13 protein-coding genes are annotated in these 16,002 nt (G+C 50.6%); 12 read left to right on the plus strand and 1 reads right to left on the minus strand.

Annotation, left to right across the window (positions count from 1 at the left end; genetic code table 11):
* The first annotated feature begins 288 nt into the window (after positions 1 to 288).
* The 12 genes from RSC70_RS03495 to fbaB all read left to right on the plus strand — a co-directional run bounded on the left by RSC70_RS03495 (position 289) and on the right by fbaB (position 14,961).
* Positions 289 to 1,713, plus strand: a complete 1,425-nt coding sequence (locus tag RSC70_RS03495; RefSeq protein ID WP_332541697.1) for an MFS transporter — start codon at positions 289 to 291, stop codon at positions 1,711 to 1,713.
* On the plus strand, positions 1,710 to 3,083 hold the full coding sequence (gene baeS, locus RSC70_RS03500; protein ID WP_040047224.1) for a two-component system sensor histidine kinase BaeS: 1,374 nt from the start codon (positions 1,710 to 1,712) through the stop codon (positions 3,081 to 3,083). The genes RSC70_RS03495 and baeS overlap by 4 nt, the downstream gene beginning before the upstream one ends.
* Positions 3,084 to 3,120: 37 nt before the next feature.
* Complete coding sequence (gene baeR / locus RSC70_RS03505; RefSeq protein ID WP_332541785.1) at positions 3,121 to 3,825, plus strand: two-component system response regulator BaeR; 705 nt, start codon at positions 3,121 to 3,123, stop codon at positions 3,823 to 3,825.
* Positions 3,826 to 4,073: 248 nt separating this feature from the next.
* Positions 4,074 to 4,415: a YegP family protein gene (locus RSC70_RS03510; RefSeq protein ID WP_332541698.1), complete on the plus strand. Its 342-nt coding sequence runs from the start codon at positions 4,074 to 4,076 to the stop codon at positions 4,413 to 4,415.
* 133 nt (positions 4,416 to 4,548) lie between these two features.
* Complete coding sequence (gene trhP / locus RSC70_RS03515) at positions 4,549 to 5,919, plus strand: prephenate-dependent tRNA uridine(34) hydroxylase TrhP (protein ID WP_040047226.1); 1,371 nt, start codon at positions 4,549 to 4,551, stop codon at positions 5,917 to 5,919.
* 657 nt (positions 5,920 to 6,576) lie between these two features.
* Entirely contained in the window at positions 6,577 to 7,476 is a 900-nt protein-coding gene (gene yegS / locus RSC70_RS03520) for a lipid kinase YegS (protein WP_040047227.1), read from the plus strand.
* A 239-nt stretch (positions 7,477 to 7,715) separates the two neighbouring features.
* Entirely contained in the window at positions 7,716 to 8,930 is a 1,215-nt protein-coding gene (gene rspA, locus RSC70_RS03525) for a starvation-sensing protein RspA (protein ID WP_103010204.1), read from the plus strand.
* A 16-nt stretch (positions 8,931 to 8,946) separates the two neighbouring features.
* Positions 8,947 to 9,966, plus strand: a complete 1,020-nt coding sequence (locus RSC70_RS03530; RefSeq protein WP_332541699.1) for a Zn-dependent oxidoreductase — start codon at positions 8,947 to 8,949, stop codon at positions 9,964 to 9,966.
* Between the two features lie 122 nt (positions 9,967 to 10,088).
* Positions 10,089 to 11,372, plus strand: a complete 1,284-nt coding sequence (locus RSC70_RS03535; RefSeq protein WP_130997995.1) for an MFS transporter — start codon at positions 10,089 to 10,091, stop codon at positions 11,370 to 11,372.
* A gap of 52 nt (positions 11,373 to 11,424) precedes the next feature.
* The gene (locus RSC70_RS03540) at positions 11,425 to 12,894 is read left to right on the plus strand and encodes a mannitol dehydrogenase family protein (protein WP_332541701.1); all 1,470 of its coding nucleotides are present in this window, start codon (positions 11,425 to 11,427) and stop codon (positions 12,892 to 12,894) included.
* Positions 12,895 to 13,040: 146 nt separating this feature from the next.
* Entirely contained in the window at positions 13,041 to 13,730 is a 690-nt protein-coding gene (locus tag RSC70_RS03545; RefSeq protein ID WP_038502972.1) for a GntR family transcriptional regulator, read from the plus strand.
* Between the two features lie 181 nt (positions 13,731 to 13,911).
* On the plus strand, positions 13,912 to 14,961 hold the full coding sequence (gene fbaB / locus RSC70_RS03550) for a class I fructose-bisphosphate aldolase (RefSeq protein ID WP_040047232.1): 1,050 nt from the start codon (positions 13,912 to 13,914) through the stop codon (positions 14,959 to 14,961).
* A 33-nt stretch (positions 14,962 to 14,994) separates the two neighbouring features.
* Here the strand turns inward: fbaB and RSC70_RS03555 are convergent, their stop codons facing one another.
* On the minus strand, positions 14,995 to 15,954 hold the full coding sequence (locus RSC70_RS03555; protein ID WP_332541702.1) for a LysR substrate-binding domain-containing protein: 960 nt from the start codon (positions 15,952 to 15,954) through the stop codon (positions 14,995 to 14,997).
* Positions 15,955 to 16,002: the final 48 nt, after the last annotated feature.

The following is a 16,002-nucleotide window of genomic DNA, read 5'->3' on the forward strand; positions in this document are numbered from 1 at the left end:
ACCGGACAGCTGAGCGGAAAACGGCGGGCAAGCACGAGCGGCATGGACGCCGCGAGAATCGTAGGGAGTCGGGAACGACTCTACGATAGTGCGATTAAGCCCAGAGTTTGCAGCGAAGGAACCTGCGCAGCAGGCTGGTAGGTGGTGCCGAGCCGGGTCACTAGGGGGCGGCGGCGAGCCCCCTAGTCCGGACGCTTGCTGGTTCACACAGTAAAACAACAATGCCTGTTAGCGTTCGGAATAACTCACTGAACCTAAATAATGACTTAACTTACCGGAGCTTTATCCATGCCTGAACAATCCGCCTCGGTCCGCTGGCAGCTATGGATTGTCGCTTTTGGCTTCTTCATGCAAACGTTGGATACCACCATCGTCAACACGGCGTTGCCCGCAATGGCCGCAAGCCTTGGGGAAAGCCCGCTGCGCATGCAGTCGGTGGTGGTGGCTTATGTGCTCACCGTGGCGGTGATGTTACCCGCCAGTGGCTGGCTGGCCGACCGCGTGGGCGTGAAACGTGTTTTCTTCAGCGCAATTGTGTTGTTTACGTTGGGATCGCTATTTTGTGCTCAGGCTGAAACCCTAAACCAACTGCTGATGGCTCGCGTACTGCAAGGTATTGGCGGCGCAATGATGGTGCCGGTTGGGCGTTTAACCGTGATGAAAATAGTGCCGCGTAGCCAATATATGGCGGCGATGACCTTCGTCACGCTCCCCGGCCAGATTGGCCCGCTGGTTGGCCCTGCGCTCGGTGGATTTCTGGTGCAATACGCTAGCTGGCACTGGATCTTTTTAATCAATTTACCCGTCGGTATTATCGGTGCCATCGCGACGCTGTGGCTGATGCCTAATTACAGTATGCAAACGCGGCGTTTTGATATCAGAGGGTTTGTGATGCTCGCCGTTGGAATGGCAACGCTGACGCTGGCGCTCGATGGTCATAAAGGGCTCGGGCTTAATACCAACATGATTTATGGCCTAATACTGTCCGGCGGCATCGCGCTAACCAGTTATTACTGGCACGCCAAGCGCAGCGATGCCCCGCTGTTTAGCCTTGATCTGCTAAAAACCAAAACGTTTTCTCTCGGGCTGAGCGGCAGTTTTCTCGGGCGGATCGGCAGCGGAATGCTGCCATTCATGACGCCCATTTTCCTGCAAATCGGCATGGGATTCTCACCGTTTCACGCTGGACTGATGATGATCCCAATGATCATCGGCAGTATGGGCATGAAGCGTATCGTGGTGCGGGTCGTGAATCAGTTCGGCTATCGTCGGGTGTTGGTCGGAGCCACGTTGGCGTTAGCCGTCGTTAGTTTAGCGCTGCCGTTTACCGCAATGTATATCAGCCTTTGGGCTATCCCGCTGGTGCTGTTCTTTCAAGGCATGATTAACGCCATGCGTTTTTCATCGATGAATACGCTCACGCTGAAAGATTTACCCGATGAACTGGCCAGCAGCGGCAACAGTTTGCTGTCGATGATTATGCAACTGTCCATGAGCTTAGGTGTGAGCGTCGCGGGTATCCTGCTCGGCATGTTCTCACACCATCAAATCACCGCGAATAGCCTAGAGATCCATCAGGCATTTTTATTCACCTATGTCTGTATTGCTCTGATTATTGCCCTACCCGCGCTGGTATTTTTACGCGTACCGGACGACACACTGGAAAACAGCACTCTTGAACGCACAGCGCGCCGTCGCAAGGAGGAACCATGAAGCTCGGTATCACAGGCAAGCTATTTCTTGCCATTTTCTCCACCTGCATTCTAGTGCTAATCACGATGCACTGGGGCGTGCGTGTGAGTTTCGAACGCGGCTTTATCGACTACATCAAGCACGGCAATGAACAACGGGTGCGGCTGTTGGCCTCTGAGCTGGAAGAGCGCTACGCGCAGGCCGGAAGCTGGCGCTTTCTTCGCCATAACGACCGCGTCATTTTCCAAATCATGCATAACATTGAGCAAAGCAACGAAGGCAACGATACGCTGCCTCCGCACGGCTGGCGCACGCCGTTTTGGGTGATTGATAGCAACAATCGCAAAATGGTCGGGCCGCCGGGCGAAATCCCCACCGAAGGCACTCGCCAACCGGTCACGTACCAAGGGAACACGGTGGGATGGGTGGTCACGACACCGCCGGAACGTTTAACGCGGAATACAGATATCAATTTTGATTTGCAGCAACGGCGCACCAGCTGGCTGATTGTGGCGCTGGCAACGCTGCTGGCGGCGGGCGTGACCTGGGCGCTATCACGCAGTATGCTGGCACCGGTTAAACGCTTAGTCGACGCCATGCATCGACTCGCCGCCGGTAATTTTTCTACCCGCGTTGAAGTGGAATCACGCGACGAATTGGGCAAGCTGGCGCAAGACTTCAACCAGCTCGCCATCACGCTGGAAAAGAATGAGCATATTCGCCGCGCGCTCATGGCCGACGTTTCCCATGAGCTACGCACGCCATTGGCGGTGCTGCGTGGCGAATTAGAAGCCATGCAAGACGGCGTTCGCCAAATGACGCAGGATTCGTTGGCATCGTTACAGGCTGAAGTGAGCACGCTAACCAAACTGGTCAATGACCTGCATCAGCTCTCGATGTCTGACGCCGGTGCCCTTGCTTACCGCAAAGAGCACATTGACGTCATTCATCTGGTGCAAATCGCCGCTAGCGCATTCCACGACCGTTTCGCGATGAAAAACATTGTGCTTTCGCTCGACCTGCCCGAAAAAGCCTGCGTCTTTGGCGATCCCGATCGCTTGCTACAGCTGTTCAATAATTTATTCGAAAATAGCCTGCGATATACTGATGGCAATGGGCAACTGAAGGTACAGGGTCAAATCCGCGATACCTATTTGCAGCTTTATTGGCAAGACAGCGCCCCTGGAGTGACCGATGAGCAGCTTCAGAAGATATTTGAACGTTTTTATCGAGCCGAAGGTTCGCGCAACCGCGCCAGCGGCGGCTCCGGTTTAGGGTTATCTATCTGCCAAAATATTGTGGAAGCGCACGGCGGACAAATGACCGCAGAGCATTCGCCGCTGGGAGGCTTAACCATCAGCCTGCAACTGCCGCTTGATACAGAGAGCTAAGAGGAAGGTAATGGGTATGAACAGTATTGCTGGAAGCATGGACGTTGATCCCGAAGGACAACGGGTGTTGATCGTCGAAGACGAACCCAAATTAGGACAACTGCTGATCGACTATCTGACCGCTGGAGGCTATCAGCCCCACCTGCTGGCGGATGGAAATCAGGTATTGCCCTATGTCCACCAAACGCCACCGGATTTAATTCTGCTGGACCTAATGCTGCCCGGCACCGATGGTTTAACGCTGTGCCGCGAGATCCGCCGCTTCTCTGACGTTCCGATTGTGATGGTAACGGCGAAAATTGAAGAAATAGATCGCCTGCTGGGGCTGGAGATTGGCGCCGATGACTATATCTGCAAGCCTTACAGCCCACGAGAAGTCGTGGCGCGCGTCAAAACCATTTTACGTCGCTGCGTGCGCCAAAATGAAACGAACGCCGAACCGGTTTTGATCATCGATGAAAACCGTTATCAAGCCAGTTTTAAAGATCAGCTGCTAGATTTAACGCCTGCCGAATTTCGTCTTTTGAAAACATTGGCAACGCAGCCTGGCACCGTGCTATCACGCGAGCAGTTGCTCAATCATCTGTACGATGATTACCGCGTCGTCACCGACCGTACCGTGGATAGCCACATTAAAAACTTGCGTCGTAAATTGGAGCAACTCGAAAACGGCGAGCCGTTTATTCGCTCGGTTTACGGCATCGGTTACCGCTGGGAAGGAGCTCCGTGTAAAGTGCTGTAAAACCGCCATCATCGCTCTCGCGCCTGTCGCGGGAGCGCCCTTTCTTATCCTCCGCCAATCCGGTAAATGCCTGCAAATACCCAGCCATTGTCTATACTTATCCTGATTTATTCAGCGTAAACGGCATCCATCTCACTCTTATTGACGCAGTTAATCACTGCAATACTTATCCGTCATTATTCACGTTGCGAGCGCGGCTAACGCTGACTCGGCTTCGAGTATGGCGGGGATAGATTAAGGAGATACCCATGGCAATCGGCTATTACGAAATCAAAAAAGCGAAGAACGGACAGTTCCACTTCAATCTAAAAGCCAGCAATGGAGAGATTATTCTTTCCAGCGAAATGTATGCCAGTAAGGCATCTGCTGACAACGGTATTGCATCGGTACAGTCAAACTCTCCCGATGAAGCGCAATTTGAGATTAAAAACAGCAGCAGTGACCAGCCCTATTTCATTCTCAAAGCAAAGAATCATCAGGTGATCGGCACCAGTGAAATGTACAGCTCTGAGAGCGCAGCGCGCAAAGGCGTTCAGTCGGTGGTGAAAAACGGCTCAACGACGGATATCAGAGATTTGACGCACGGGTGATTATCTTTCGGGGGCAACCAAATGCCCCCACATTCATTGTGCTCCCACGCCGAACCCTCTATAATGCCCGCCTTCACTGTACCTACAGGTACAGACTGACTTGTGATCAGACCTTAAAGAGAAATACAAACCTATGTTTACTCCGGAATTACTCTCTCCGGCCGGTACGCTGAAAAACATGCGTTATGCGTTCGCCTATGGCGCAGATGCTGTTTATGCCGGTCAACCTCGTTATAGCCTGCGTGTCCGCAACAACGAATTCAATCATGAGAATCTTGCCCTCGGCATCAACGAAGCGCATGCGCTGGGTAAAAAATTCTACGTGGTGGTGAATATCGCGCCGCACAACGCCAAATTGAAAACTTTCCTGCGTGACCTGAAGCCGGTCATCGAAATGGGGCCGGACGCGCTGATTATGTCCGATCCAGGATTGATTTCCATGGTGCGCGAAGCCTTCCCTGAGATGGCAATTCATCTTTCCGTACAGGCTAACGCGGTTAACTGGGCGACGGTAAAATTCTGGAAGCAAATGGGGTTAACCCGCGTGATCCTGTCGCGTGAGCTTTCTCTGGAAGAAATTGAAGAAATTCGCCAGCAGGTTCCTGATATGGAGCTTGAGATCTTTGTGCATGGCGCACTGTGCATGGCCTATTCTGGCCGCTGCCTGCTTTCCGGCTATATCAACAAGCGTGATCCTAATCAGGGCACCTGCACCAACGCCTGCCGTTGGGAATATAAAGTTCAGGAAGGCAAAGAAGATACCGTGGGCAATATTGTTCACGTGCATGAGCCGATCCCTGTCACCGAAGTACCCGCTGAGCCAACGCTGGGTATCGGTGCACCGACCGATAAAGTCTTTATGCTAGAAGAAGCGATGCGCCCAGGTGAATACATGAGCGCATTCGAAGACGAGCACGGCACTTACATCATGAACTCAAAGGACCTGCGTGCCATCCAGCACGTTGAGCGCCTGACCCAAATGGGCGTTCATTCATTGAAAATTGAAGGCCGTACTAAGTCCTTCTACTACGTCGCGCGTACCGCTCAGGTCTATCGTCGCGCAATTGATGACGCCGTTGCGGGTAAACCGTTCGACCCAACGTTGCTCACCACGCTAGAAGCCTTAGCGCACCGTGGTTATACCGAAGGTTTCCTGCGTCGCCACGTGCATGAAGATCAACAGAACTACGACTACGGCTATTCTGTATCCGATCGCCAGCAGTTTGTTGGTGAACTGACAGGCGCACGCCGCGATGGTTATGCTGAAGTCTTAGTGAAGAATAAGTTCTCTCTAGGCGACAGCGTTGAAATGATGACGCCAAAAGGCAACGTGCAGTTCACGCTTGAAGCGATGCAAAACAAGAAAGGCGAGCCAACCCAAGTCGCGCCGGGAGACGGGCATATTGTCTATATCCCAGTTCCCGATGATTTGGATCTCCAATTCGCGCTATTGATGCGCAATTTGGCAGGCACCGATACGCGTAATCCGCATACCGCAGCGTAATTCGGCCCGCTAAACGCCTAGGCGTAGCTTATTTCTTATAAGCTGCGCTTTTTTTTATCTCTTTTTGTACTTAATATTTCGAATATAAGATTAAGATCACACTTAAACTTATCGTATATAGATATTATTGAGTGGCAAAAAGATATAACGAAAAAGCAATACTAGGAACCACCTCCTTGCCAGCCCAATCTCCCTTGGGCTGGTTTTCTTTTTTCTTCAACATCCTATAATCCCCTCAATAAACTATTTAAATCCTTTAATGTTTCTATTTTCTTACTCATCCCCCTCTGCCTCGTAAAATATTTTATCCAATAAAATCATTATGTTAAAAAGATAGTTACTTTGATATATTAATTTATTTTTCAGATTATCACTCCCAGTATCTGGCTAAATTAAAATAACAACGAAAGCAGATAATCTACCTATTACGTTTTTAATTAAGCGATTTACTTAATTAAAGTTTATTTTATATTTAATCAATTCACTTATTCCTTTCAACTGAAACCTTTCAGCGCCAGTTATTGCGTTATATTTCCCGATGAGAGCGGTTTCATTAATATTCATTGGCGAATGCAATTCATGTGGGTAAAACAGAATGAATATCTATGTTATAACAATGTAAGAATTGACGTTTTTACCCTTTTCAGGAGATCACACATGCATCAGTTACACTCCGCGTTAGTTATCTTGAACGGCAAAGGCGCCGGCAATCAGGACGTGCGTGAAGCGATTGACGGGTTACGCACCGCGGGAAATACCCTGCATGTCCGCGTGACGTGGGAACATGGCGATGCCAAGCGCTATGTGGCGGAAGCCGTAGAGCTCGGCGTCGAAACGATTGTGGCCGGCGGCGGCGATGGCACCATTAATGAAGTGTCTGATGCGCTGAGCCAACACAGTGAATCCTCCCGCCCCGTGTTAGCGGTATTACCACTTGGCACGGCCAATGATTTTGCTACCGCCTGTTTAATCCCTGAAGAACCTCAGGCGGCGCTTCAACTTGCTTTGCAGGGGCGCGCAGTGGCAATCGACTTTGCCCGTATCAACGATAAACGCGTTTTTATCAATATGGCGACGGGAGGATTCGGCACTAAAATCACCACCGAAACTCCGGAGAAACTAAAATCCATTCTCGGTGGTGCTTCTTATTTTCTGCATGGGATTTTGCGTATGGATACGCTCAAGGCCGATTTTTGTCAGATTTCCGGCCCTGATTTCCAGTGGGAAGGCAATGCGCTGGTGGTTGCAATCGGCAATGGCCGTCAAGCCGGTGGTGGGCAGCCGTTGTGCCCTGAGGCCTTAATCAATGATGGAAAACTGGACCTGCGCGTTTTAACCTCTGATGAACTGCTGCCCGCGCTGCTAGAAAGCCTGCTGAAAGGCGAAAGTAATAAAAACGTCATCGAGGCTTCGTTGCCGTGGTTAGAAATTACCTCGCCTCATGAAATGACGCTCAATTTGGACGGCGAGCCCTTGAGCGCCAAGCATTTCCGCATTGAAATCGAGCCCGATGCCATCAGCCTGCGTCTGCCGCCAAATTGTCCGCTGATTGGCTAAATCAGGTCGTGATAAGCCTTAATCCTGTCTGATTTTCACCCTGCCCTTTCCCATTTGGGAAGGGCAATCTCTGCGCACCTCTCATTTTCTTCCCCCATTCTTCCCCCAACTAAAACCGTGATCTCATCGGGCAAATTTCGATCATTATACTTGTATGGTAGTTATGTCAGGTTTATGTTTCCGTCATCATTAAGGTCACATTCCAAGCAGAGAAAAATCCGCGCTAAGGAAATTCAAAGATGAAGATTGTTAAAGCTGAAGTATTTGTTACCTGCCCAGGGCGTAATTTTGTCACGTTGAAGATCACCACTGACGACGGGCTAACCGGCATCGGAGACGCCACACTTAACGGACGTGAATTGCCGGTGGCTTCTTATTTACAAGATCACGTTTGCCCACAGTTGATCGGACGCGACGCGCATAGGATCGAAGATATTTGGCAGTTTTTCTACAAGGGCGCTTATTGGCGTCGCGGCCCCGTCACGATGTCGGCCATTTCTGCCGTGGATATGGCGCTGTGGGATATCAAAGCCAAAGCCGCCAATATGCCGCTGTATCAACTGCTCGGCGGTGCATCTCGCGAAGGCGTGATGGTTTACTGCCACACCACCGGCCACTCGCTGGATGACGTGTTGGAAGATTACGCCAAACACAAGGAGCTCGGCTTTAAAGCCATTCGCGTGCAGTGCGGCGTACCGGGTATGAAAACCACCTATGGGATGTCCAAAGGCAAAGGTCTAGCCTATGAGCCCGCCACCAAAGGGAATTGGCCAGAAGAGCAGCTGTGGTCAACGGAAAAATATCTCGATTTCACTCCGAAATTATTTGCCGCCGTCCGTGACCGTTTTGGCTTTGACGAACATCTGCTGCACGACATGCATCACCGCCTAACGCCTATCGAGGCCGCGCGGTTTGGCAAGAGCATTGAAGACTATCGTCTGTTCTGGATGGAAGACCCGACGCCCGCAGAAAATCAGGAATGCTTCCGTTTGATCCGTCAGCACACCGTTACCCCCATCGCCGTGGGTGAAGTCTTCAATAGCATCTGGGACTGCAAGCAACTGATTGAAGAGCAGCTCATCGATTATATCCGAACCACCATTACCCACGCGGGCGGTATCACCGGCATGCGCCGCATTGCCGACTTCGCCGCGTTGTATCAGGTGCGCACCGGCTCTCACGGCCCATCCGATCTCTCACCAATTTGCATGGCTGCCGCGCTGCATTTTGATCTGTGGGTGCCTAATTTTGGCGTTCAGGAATACATGGGCTATTCCGAACAAATGCTGGAAGTGTTCCCACACAGCTGGACCTTCGATAACGGATACATGCATCCGGGTGACAAACCTGGGCTCGGTATCGAATTCGATGAAAAACTCGCGGCTAAATATCCGTATGAGCCGGCCTATTTGCCCGTTGCGCGCCTCGAAGATGGCACGTTGTGGAATTGGTAACTAAGAGGAATTTCCAATGAAAAGTGTCGTTATTCAACAGCCAGAAAAGTTGGTCATTGAGGATCGTCCAATCCCGCAGCCACAAGCGGGTGAAGTCAGAGTTCGCGTGCGTCGTGCTGGGATCTGCGGCTCAGACGTGCATATTTTCCGTGGGCATAATCCTTTCGCCAAGTACCCACGCGTTATTGGTCATGAGTTTTTCGGCATTATTGATGCCGTAGGTGAAGGCGTAGACGCCAGCCGACAAGGTGAGCGCGTGGTTATCGATCCCGTTGTCAGCTGCGGTCACTGTTACCCTTGCTCCATTGCGCGGCCAAATGTCTGCACCGAGTTACAGGTGATCGGCGTACACCGCGATGGTGGATTCAGCGAATATGCCTGTGCGCCCGCACGCAATGCTTATGTCGTCCCCGATAGCATCCCTGAACCAGAAGCCACCATGATTGAGCCCTTTACCATTGCCGCTAATATTTGTGCTCAGCTCAAACCACAACCCAATGATGTGGCCTTGGTATACGGTGCGGGGCCAATGGGCTTAACCGTGATTCAGGCGTTACGCGGCGTATATGGCGTAGCTACGATTATTGTCGCCGACCGTATTCCTGAGCGCTTGCAGATGGCACAGGCGAACGGTGCCGATCGCATTATCGACAATACCCATCTCGATTTAGCAGATGTATTAAAGCAGGAAGGCATTCGCCCGACGCTGATCGTTGATGCCGCCTGCCACCCCTCGATTTTGCCTCAGGCTATTGCGCTGGCCTCTCCCGCCGCGCGTATTGGCATTATGGGATTCTCTTCCGAACCATGCGTACTCAATCAGCAAAGCATCACCAGTAAGGAAATCTCAATCTTCAGCTCGCGTCTCAATAGCGCTCGTTTTCCTCAGGTTATTGAATGGATGAAGGAAAAGAAAATCCATCCAGAAAAGCTGATCACCCATAGCTTTCCACTTAAGCACGTTACCGATGCACTGGTTCTGTTCGAACAAGATCAGAAAACCTGCTGCAAAGTACTTTTAGATTTTAGTGAATAAGTTTTAGTGAAGAGATTTTAGCGAATAATTTTTATCCAAAAAATTGGATACACGTGTGTCTGCTAATAACGGGCAGACGCACACCCAACAACATAATGATAAAAGCACCACGTGGGGTAGTTATGGCTAAGAATTTACGTTGGACTATCGTGTTTCTACTATTTTTAGTCTACATGATCAATTATTTAGATCGTGTCGCACTGTCAATTACGTTACCGATGATCGAACAAGATTTATCTCTCAATGCTGAGCAGTTCGGCATTATCTTTGGCAGTTTTTTCTTCGGTTACGCCGTATTCAATTTCATCGGTGGTCTTGCCGTCGATAAATTTGGTCCGCTATTAGTACTCGGCGTTGCAGTGGGGCTTTGGTCAATTTTCTGCGGTTTCACCGCGCTGGCCTCCGGTTTTTATTCAATGCTGATCCTGCGCGTGTTGTTCGGTATGGCCGAAGGTCCTATTTGTTCCTCGGCCAACAAAATGATTAACGGCTGGTTTCCACGTAAGCAAGCGGCAACCGCTATGGGCTTGCTAAGCGCTGGTTCTCCACTAGGCGGCGCGGTTGCGGGCCCTATCGTGGGATATTTGGCACTAGCTTTCGGTTGGCGTCCTGCGTTTATGATTATCTGCGCCATCGGCATTATCTGGATGTTGATCTGGTTCTTTGTCGCTTCAGATTCGCCGGAGAAAAGTCGCCACGTCAGTCAGGAAGAGCGCACGCTGATCGCTCAGCAAAAAAGTGAAGAACTGAGCGCGGATAGCAACCAGCAGCCAGGTCATTCGCTGATGTTTTACATGAAGCAGCCAATCATTCTGGCCACGGCGTTTGCTTTCTTTTGCTACAACTACATCCTGTTTTTCTTTCTCAGTTGGTTCCCGTCCTATCTAGTTCAGGCTCACGGCCTGAATATCAAAGAGATGAGCATCACCACGGTCATTCCTTGGATCGTTGGTTTTATTGGCCTAGCCTTGGGCGGCATTATCTCTGATTGGATATTCCGTCTTACGGGCAAACTGTTGCTGTCGCGTAAAATTGTGCTGGTCGTCTGCCTATTGGCCGCCGCAATCTGCGTAGCATTGGCGGGTACGGTTAGTCAGGTGGTTCCGGCGGTGATCCTGATGTCAGTGTCTATTTTCTTCCTCTACGTTACCGGATCGATTTACTGGGCGATCATTCAAGACGTGGTTCATAAATCACGTATCGGCGGCGCCAGCGGCTTTATCCATTTGGTGGGTAGCGTGTCAGGAATTATCGGGCCCATCGTGACCGGTTTTATTGTGCAAAACACCGGTAAATTCGACAGCGCCTTTATCTTGGCTGGCGGCGTAGCGGCGCTGGGCGCGCTTCTGGTGTTCTTTGTTATTCGTCCGGCAGCCTCAACGCCTGCTGTGATGAACCACGTTTAATCTTTCGTGAAATACGACCGTTTTATACTCGTCAGACTTAATGGACATATTGATGAAAAACGACTTACTCCAAGCGAACGCTATTGTTCCCAACTATTCCCGTGAACAGCTGAAAACTCGCATCGTGCATCTCGGTTTTGGGGCTTTTCACCGCGCTCATCAGGCCGTTTATGCCGACCAATTAGCCGCTGATTACCAGAGTGACTGGGGTTATGGCGAAGTTAATCTTATCGGCGGTGAGCAACAGATCCTCGATTTACGCCACCAGCACAATCTCTTCAGCGTGGCGGAGATGTCGGAGCAAAACTGGCAGTGCCGTGTCGTGGGGATTGTTCGAGAGGCGTTACACGTACAGCTTGATAGATTAGATCGGGTTATAGAGATGCTCTGCCAGCCGGACGTGGCTATCGTCTCCCTGACGATTACCGAGAAAGGCTATTGTCACCATCCTGCCAGCGGCAGGCTTGATCTCGACCATCCGTTGATTGCACACGATATTGAACATCCGCAGCAACCACAGTCGGCAGCGGGCGTTATCGTTGCGGCGCTGGCTAAGCGGCGCGAGCTGGGCCTACCTGCATTCACCGTGATGTCATGCGACAACATGCCCGAGAATGGACACGTTACCCACAACGTTGTCTGCGGGCTGGCGGCGGCGCAGTCGCCGGAGCTGGCTAAATGGATTGAGCAGAACGTCACGTTCCCTTCTACCATGGTCGATCGTATCGTTCCTGCCGTTACCGCTGAAACGCTTGATCAAATCGCCCTTCAACTTGGCTTACACGATCCCGCCGGCGTTGCCTGCGAACCCTTTAGACAATGGGTTATTGAAGACAATTTTGTCGCCGGTCGCCCAGCATGGGAACGGGTTGGCGCAGAGTTGGTCAGCAACGTGTTGCCTTATGAAGAGATGAAGCTACGCATGCTGAACGGCAGCCACTCGTTTTTAGCGTATTTAGGCTATCTGGCGGGATATGCGCATATCAATGACTGCATGCAGGACGAAAGCTATCGCCACGCCGCACAGGCGCTGATGCTGAATGAACAAGCGCCCACGCTCAACGTTCCCAACGTGGACTTGCAGGCATACGCCGATTCACTCATCACACGTTATTCAAACACGGCGCTCAAGCACCGCACATGGCAAATTGCGATGGACGGCAGCCAAAAGCTCCCTCAGCGAATGCTCGACTCTGTGCGCTGGCATCTGGCACACGGCTCCCGCTTTGACCTGCTCGCGTTAGGTATTGCAGGTTGGATGCGTTATGTCGGCGGCATTGATGAACGCGGGCAGCGCATTGAGATTAGCGATCCGCTGCTGGTTGATATTCAGCGCTGTGTACAAAACTCAGCGGAAGGCCATGAAAGAGTATCGGCACTGCTTTCTCTCGAGGCCATATTTGGTACTGATTTACCTCAGAACCCTGAATTTGTGCAGGCGATAGACAAGGCATATACCTTGCTATTAGAGCAGGGAGCAAAGGGCAGCGTTGCCCACACGTTGAAATCAGCGGCATGCTAGTTATCTGGCCCGCACCCGCGGACCTTTCTTAAAAGTATTTACCCTCAGCCCGTCATCACGATCGCAAGATTTAGGCAAATTTATGCCTGAATGCTGTTAAAATGCAGACACTTTATTTAAAACTCGACGATCTCACACGTATGCCGATGTCTACACCTCAGCAGAACTACGACCTAAATGGCACTGTTCCAGTGAATCAGCAAATCTATCGCTATCTGCGTAAAGACATTGTTGAATGCACCATTCCTCCCGGTACGCTGCTTTCGGAGAAAGAGATCTCGACACGGTTTAACGTTTCACGCCAGCCGGTGCGCGAAGCGTTTATCAAATTAGCGGAAAATGGATTAGTACAGATCCTGCCGCAGCGCGGAACCTTTGTGCAGAAAATATCGGTTAAGCGCGTCGCTGACGGACGTTTTATTCGCAGCGCCATTGAATGTAGCATTGCACGCCGCGCCGCAGAGCTGGCAACACCTAGCCAATTGCTGCTACTTGAACACAGCATTAGCCGGCAAAAACTGGCTGCGCAGCATCAACAAACCAGCGAGTTCTTAGCGTTGGACGATCAGTTCCATCAGCTACTGACCGACATTGCTGATTGCCCTCTGGCATGGGAAACCATTGAGAACATCAAAGCGACGATGGACCGAGTGCGTTTTCTCACCTTAAGCAAAGTCTCACCGCCGGAAAGTCTGATCAGCCAGCACGAAAAAATTTATCAGGCGATCGCCAAAGGCGACGCTGACGCCGCAGAAGAGGCCGTGCTGGCACATCTACAACAGATGATTCACACCATCACGCCGATTGAACAGCAAAACAAAGAGTGGTTCGAATAGCGTTAAGCGCTGCTGTCCTTTCAGGCTGACAGCGGCAAGCCTCACTTTTTCTCCCTTCACCTAGAGCTGGTGCAATAAAGCATGTATTGTACCGGCTGACTGTAAGCAAACCGCTAATATCTTGTTAAGTAATTTCACTCATTGCTCGAGGCCTTTGCCTGAGCCAAGACGGGAGTTCACCATGACTGATATCGCTAAGTTGTTAGGTAAAGAAGCCGATTCACTGCTCCAACATCGCTGCACCACCCTTCCCGCTGAACAGTTTTATCTTCCCGGAGCGGACTTCGTTGATCGCGTCATGATCGACAATAACCGCTCTCCGCGCGTGCTGACCGCCATGCAGAATCTGTACAATACCGGCCGTTTAGCCGGAACAGGCTATTTGTCGATTCTGCCAGTCGATCAGGGCGTTGAGCATTCAGCTGGTGCTTCTTTCGCAGCAAACCCGCTCTATTTTGATCCTAAAAATATCGTAGAACTGGCGCTTGAGGCGGGCTGCAACTGCGTAGCTTCAACCTACGGCGTGCTGGCTTCTGTATCGCGCCGCTATGCGCATAAGATTCCGTTCCTCGTTAAACTTAACCATAACGAAACCCTAAGCTATCCCACTCAATATGACCAAACGCTGTATGCCAGCGTCGAACAGGCCTTCAATATGGGCGCACAGGCCGTGGGTGCTACGATTTACTTCGGGTCCATTGAGTCACGTCGCCAGATAGAGGAAATTTCAGCGGCCTTTGAGCGTGCGCATGAGTTGGGCATGGTCACCGTGCTGTGGGCTTATCTGCGTAATCCAGCGTTCAAAAAAGATGGCGTCGACTATCACGCCAGTGCCGATTTAACCGGACAGGCCAACCATCTGGCCGCCACTATTGGCGCTGATATCGTGAAGCAAAAAATGGCGGAGAATAATGGCGGCTACAAAGCGGTGAACTTCGGTTATACCGATGAACGTGTCTACAGCAAACTCACCACCGACAATCCGATTGATTTGGTTCGTTATCAGCTCGCTAACTGTTATATGGGCCGCGCAGGGCTGATTAACTCCGGCGGAGCCGCCGGTGAAAACGATATGTCTGAATCCGTACGCACCGCGGTTATTAATAAAAGAGCCGGCGGTATGGGCTTAATCTTAGGTCGTAAAGCCTTCAAGAAATCGATGAAAGATGGCGTCGCGTTAATCAACGCCGTACAGGATGTCTATTTAGATAAGAGCGTAACTATCGCTTAACATGTATTGCCTGACGGGCTTTTCCTGAGCCCGTCATTCTATTTCTCTAACTTCTTTCTTTATTGATTCAGGGATCTCTTTCTTTAAACGCTCCAGCATCACGGAAAAAGCGGGGTTATGCACTGAGGCTCGGTTATAAATCATATACATTCTCACCTGCGGCATAATAAAGTCTGTTTTTAACACCTGAATATTAAAGTTATCTGCAAAACGCTGTAATGAACCTGCGGGAATAACGCCCACAGTATCGGTATTTTCAACCACGCTCATAATCGTCAGCATTGAGTTGCTGGTGAAAGCGACATTTCGATTGCCAAGCGCGTCATCAATCTTAATCTTCCCCGCAATAACCTCAGGATCATCAATGTTGATTGTCGTGAACCGCTCCTTAACAGCCAACTCCTTCGTTAACACCCCCTTTAATCGAGGATGATCCTTGCGGCAAACAAATAGGATTTCAGTATCGGCACAAGGCATACACACCGTTGAAAAACTGGTGTACGGGCTGGTACTGAAAATAATATCTGCCTTGCGGAAACTCAGTAACTCTTCGGTTTTTACCGATTCGGTGTAACCACTATGATGAACAATTTCATAGTCCATACCATCATGTTGCAGGCTATTCAGCACAGCAGGCAGCAACTCCATCCCCATAAACGGCGGCGAGTAGATAACAAATTTCTTTTTCAAATCATTATCGGAAGACACGCTAACCACGCGACCAAGCTGCTCCATGCTTTGAGCCAGTTGTTCGTGCAAATTAACCGCTACCGTGGTAGCTGAAATACCTTTCCCCTCGCGAATAAACAACGGGTCGTTAAAATGATTGCGTAATTTCTGCAAAGACTGGCTGACCGCGGAAGGCGTCATTCCCATGGATGTGACCGCCAAACTTACGCTCGAATGGGTGTATACCATCTCAAAAACAGTCAGTAAGTTGAGGTCAAAAATTTTTATCTTTCCCAAAGCGTTGCGTTCGGTATGTCCGCTCATAGATGGTGCGCTCATGTTTATATATAAATTATATGAAACAATATCGAT

The sequence above is a fragment of the Hafnia sp. genome (assembly GCF_036648275.1).
GTDB classification, from domain to species: domain Bacteria; phylum Pseudomonadota; class Gammaproteobacteria; order Enterobacterales; family Enterobacteriaceae; genus Hafnia; species Hafnia alvei.

What these genes read in the sequence shown, in the direction of transcription:
- RSC70_RS03495 (WP_332541697.1), top strand. Translation starts at nt 289, where the DNA reads ATGCCTGAACAATCCGCCTCGGTCCGCTGGCAGCTATGGATTGTCGCT.
- baeS (WP_040047224.1), top strand. Translation starts at nt 1,710, where the DNA reads ATGAAGCTCGGTATCACAGGCAAGCTATTTCTTGCCATTTTCTCCACC.
- baeR (WP_332541785.1), top strand. Translation starts at nt 3,121, where the DNA reads ATGGACGTTGATCCCGAAGGACAACGGGTGTTGATCGTCGAAGACGAA.
- RSC70_RS03510 (WP_332541698.1), top strand. Translation starts at nt 4,074, where the DNA reads ATGGCAATCGGCTATTACGAAATCAAAAAAGCGAAGAACGGACAGTTC.
- trhP (WP_040047226.1), top strand. Translation starts at nt 4,549, where the DNA reads ATGTTTACTCCGGAATTACTCTCTCCGGCCGGTACGCTGAAAAACATG.
- yegS (WP_040047227.1), top strand. Translation starts at nt 6,577, where the DNA reads ATGCATCAGTTACACTCCGCGTTAGTTATCTTGAACGGCAAAGGCGCC.
- rspA (WP_103010204.1), top strand. Translation starts at nt 7,716, where the DNA reads ATGAAGATTGTTAAAGCTGAAGTATTTGTTACCTGCCCAGGGCGTAAT.
- RSC70_RS03530 (WP_332541699.1), top strand. Translation starts at nt 8,947, where the DNA reads ATGAAAAGTGTCGTTATTCAACAGCCAGAAAAGTTGGTCATTGAGGAT.
- RSC70_RS03535 (WP_130997995.1), top strand. Translation starts at nt 10,089, where the DNA reads ATGGCTAAGAATTTACGTTGGACTATCGTGTTTCTACTATTTTTAGTC.
- RSC70_RS03540 (WP_332541701.1), top strand. Translation starts at nt 11,425, where the DNA reads ATGAAAAACGACTTACTCCAAGCGAACGCTATTGTTCCCAACTATTCC.
- RSC70_RS03545 (WP_038502972.1), top strand. Translation starts at nt 13,041, where the DNA reads ATGTCTACACCTCAGCAGAACTACGACCTAAATGGCACTGTTCCAGTG.
- fbaB (WP_040047232.1), top strand. Translation starts at nt 13,912, where the DNA reads ATGACTGATATCGCTAAGTTGTTAGGTAAAGAAGCCGATTCACTGCTC.
- RSC70_RS03555 (WP_332541702.1), bottom strand. Translation starts at nt 15,954, where the DNA reads ATGAGCGGACATACCGAACGCAACGCTTTGGGAAAGATAAAAATTTTT.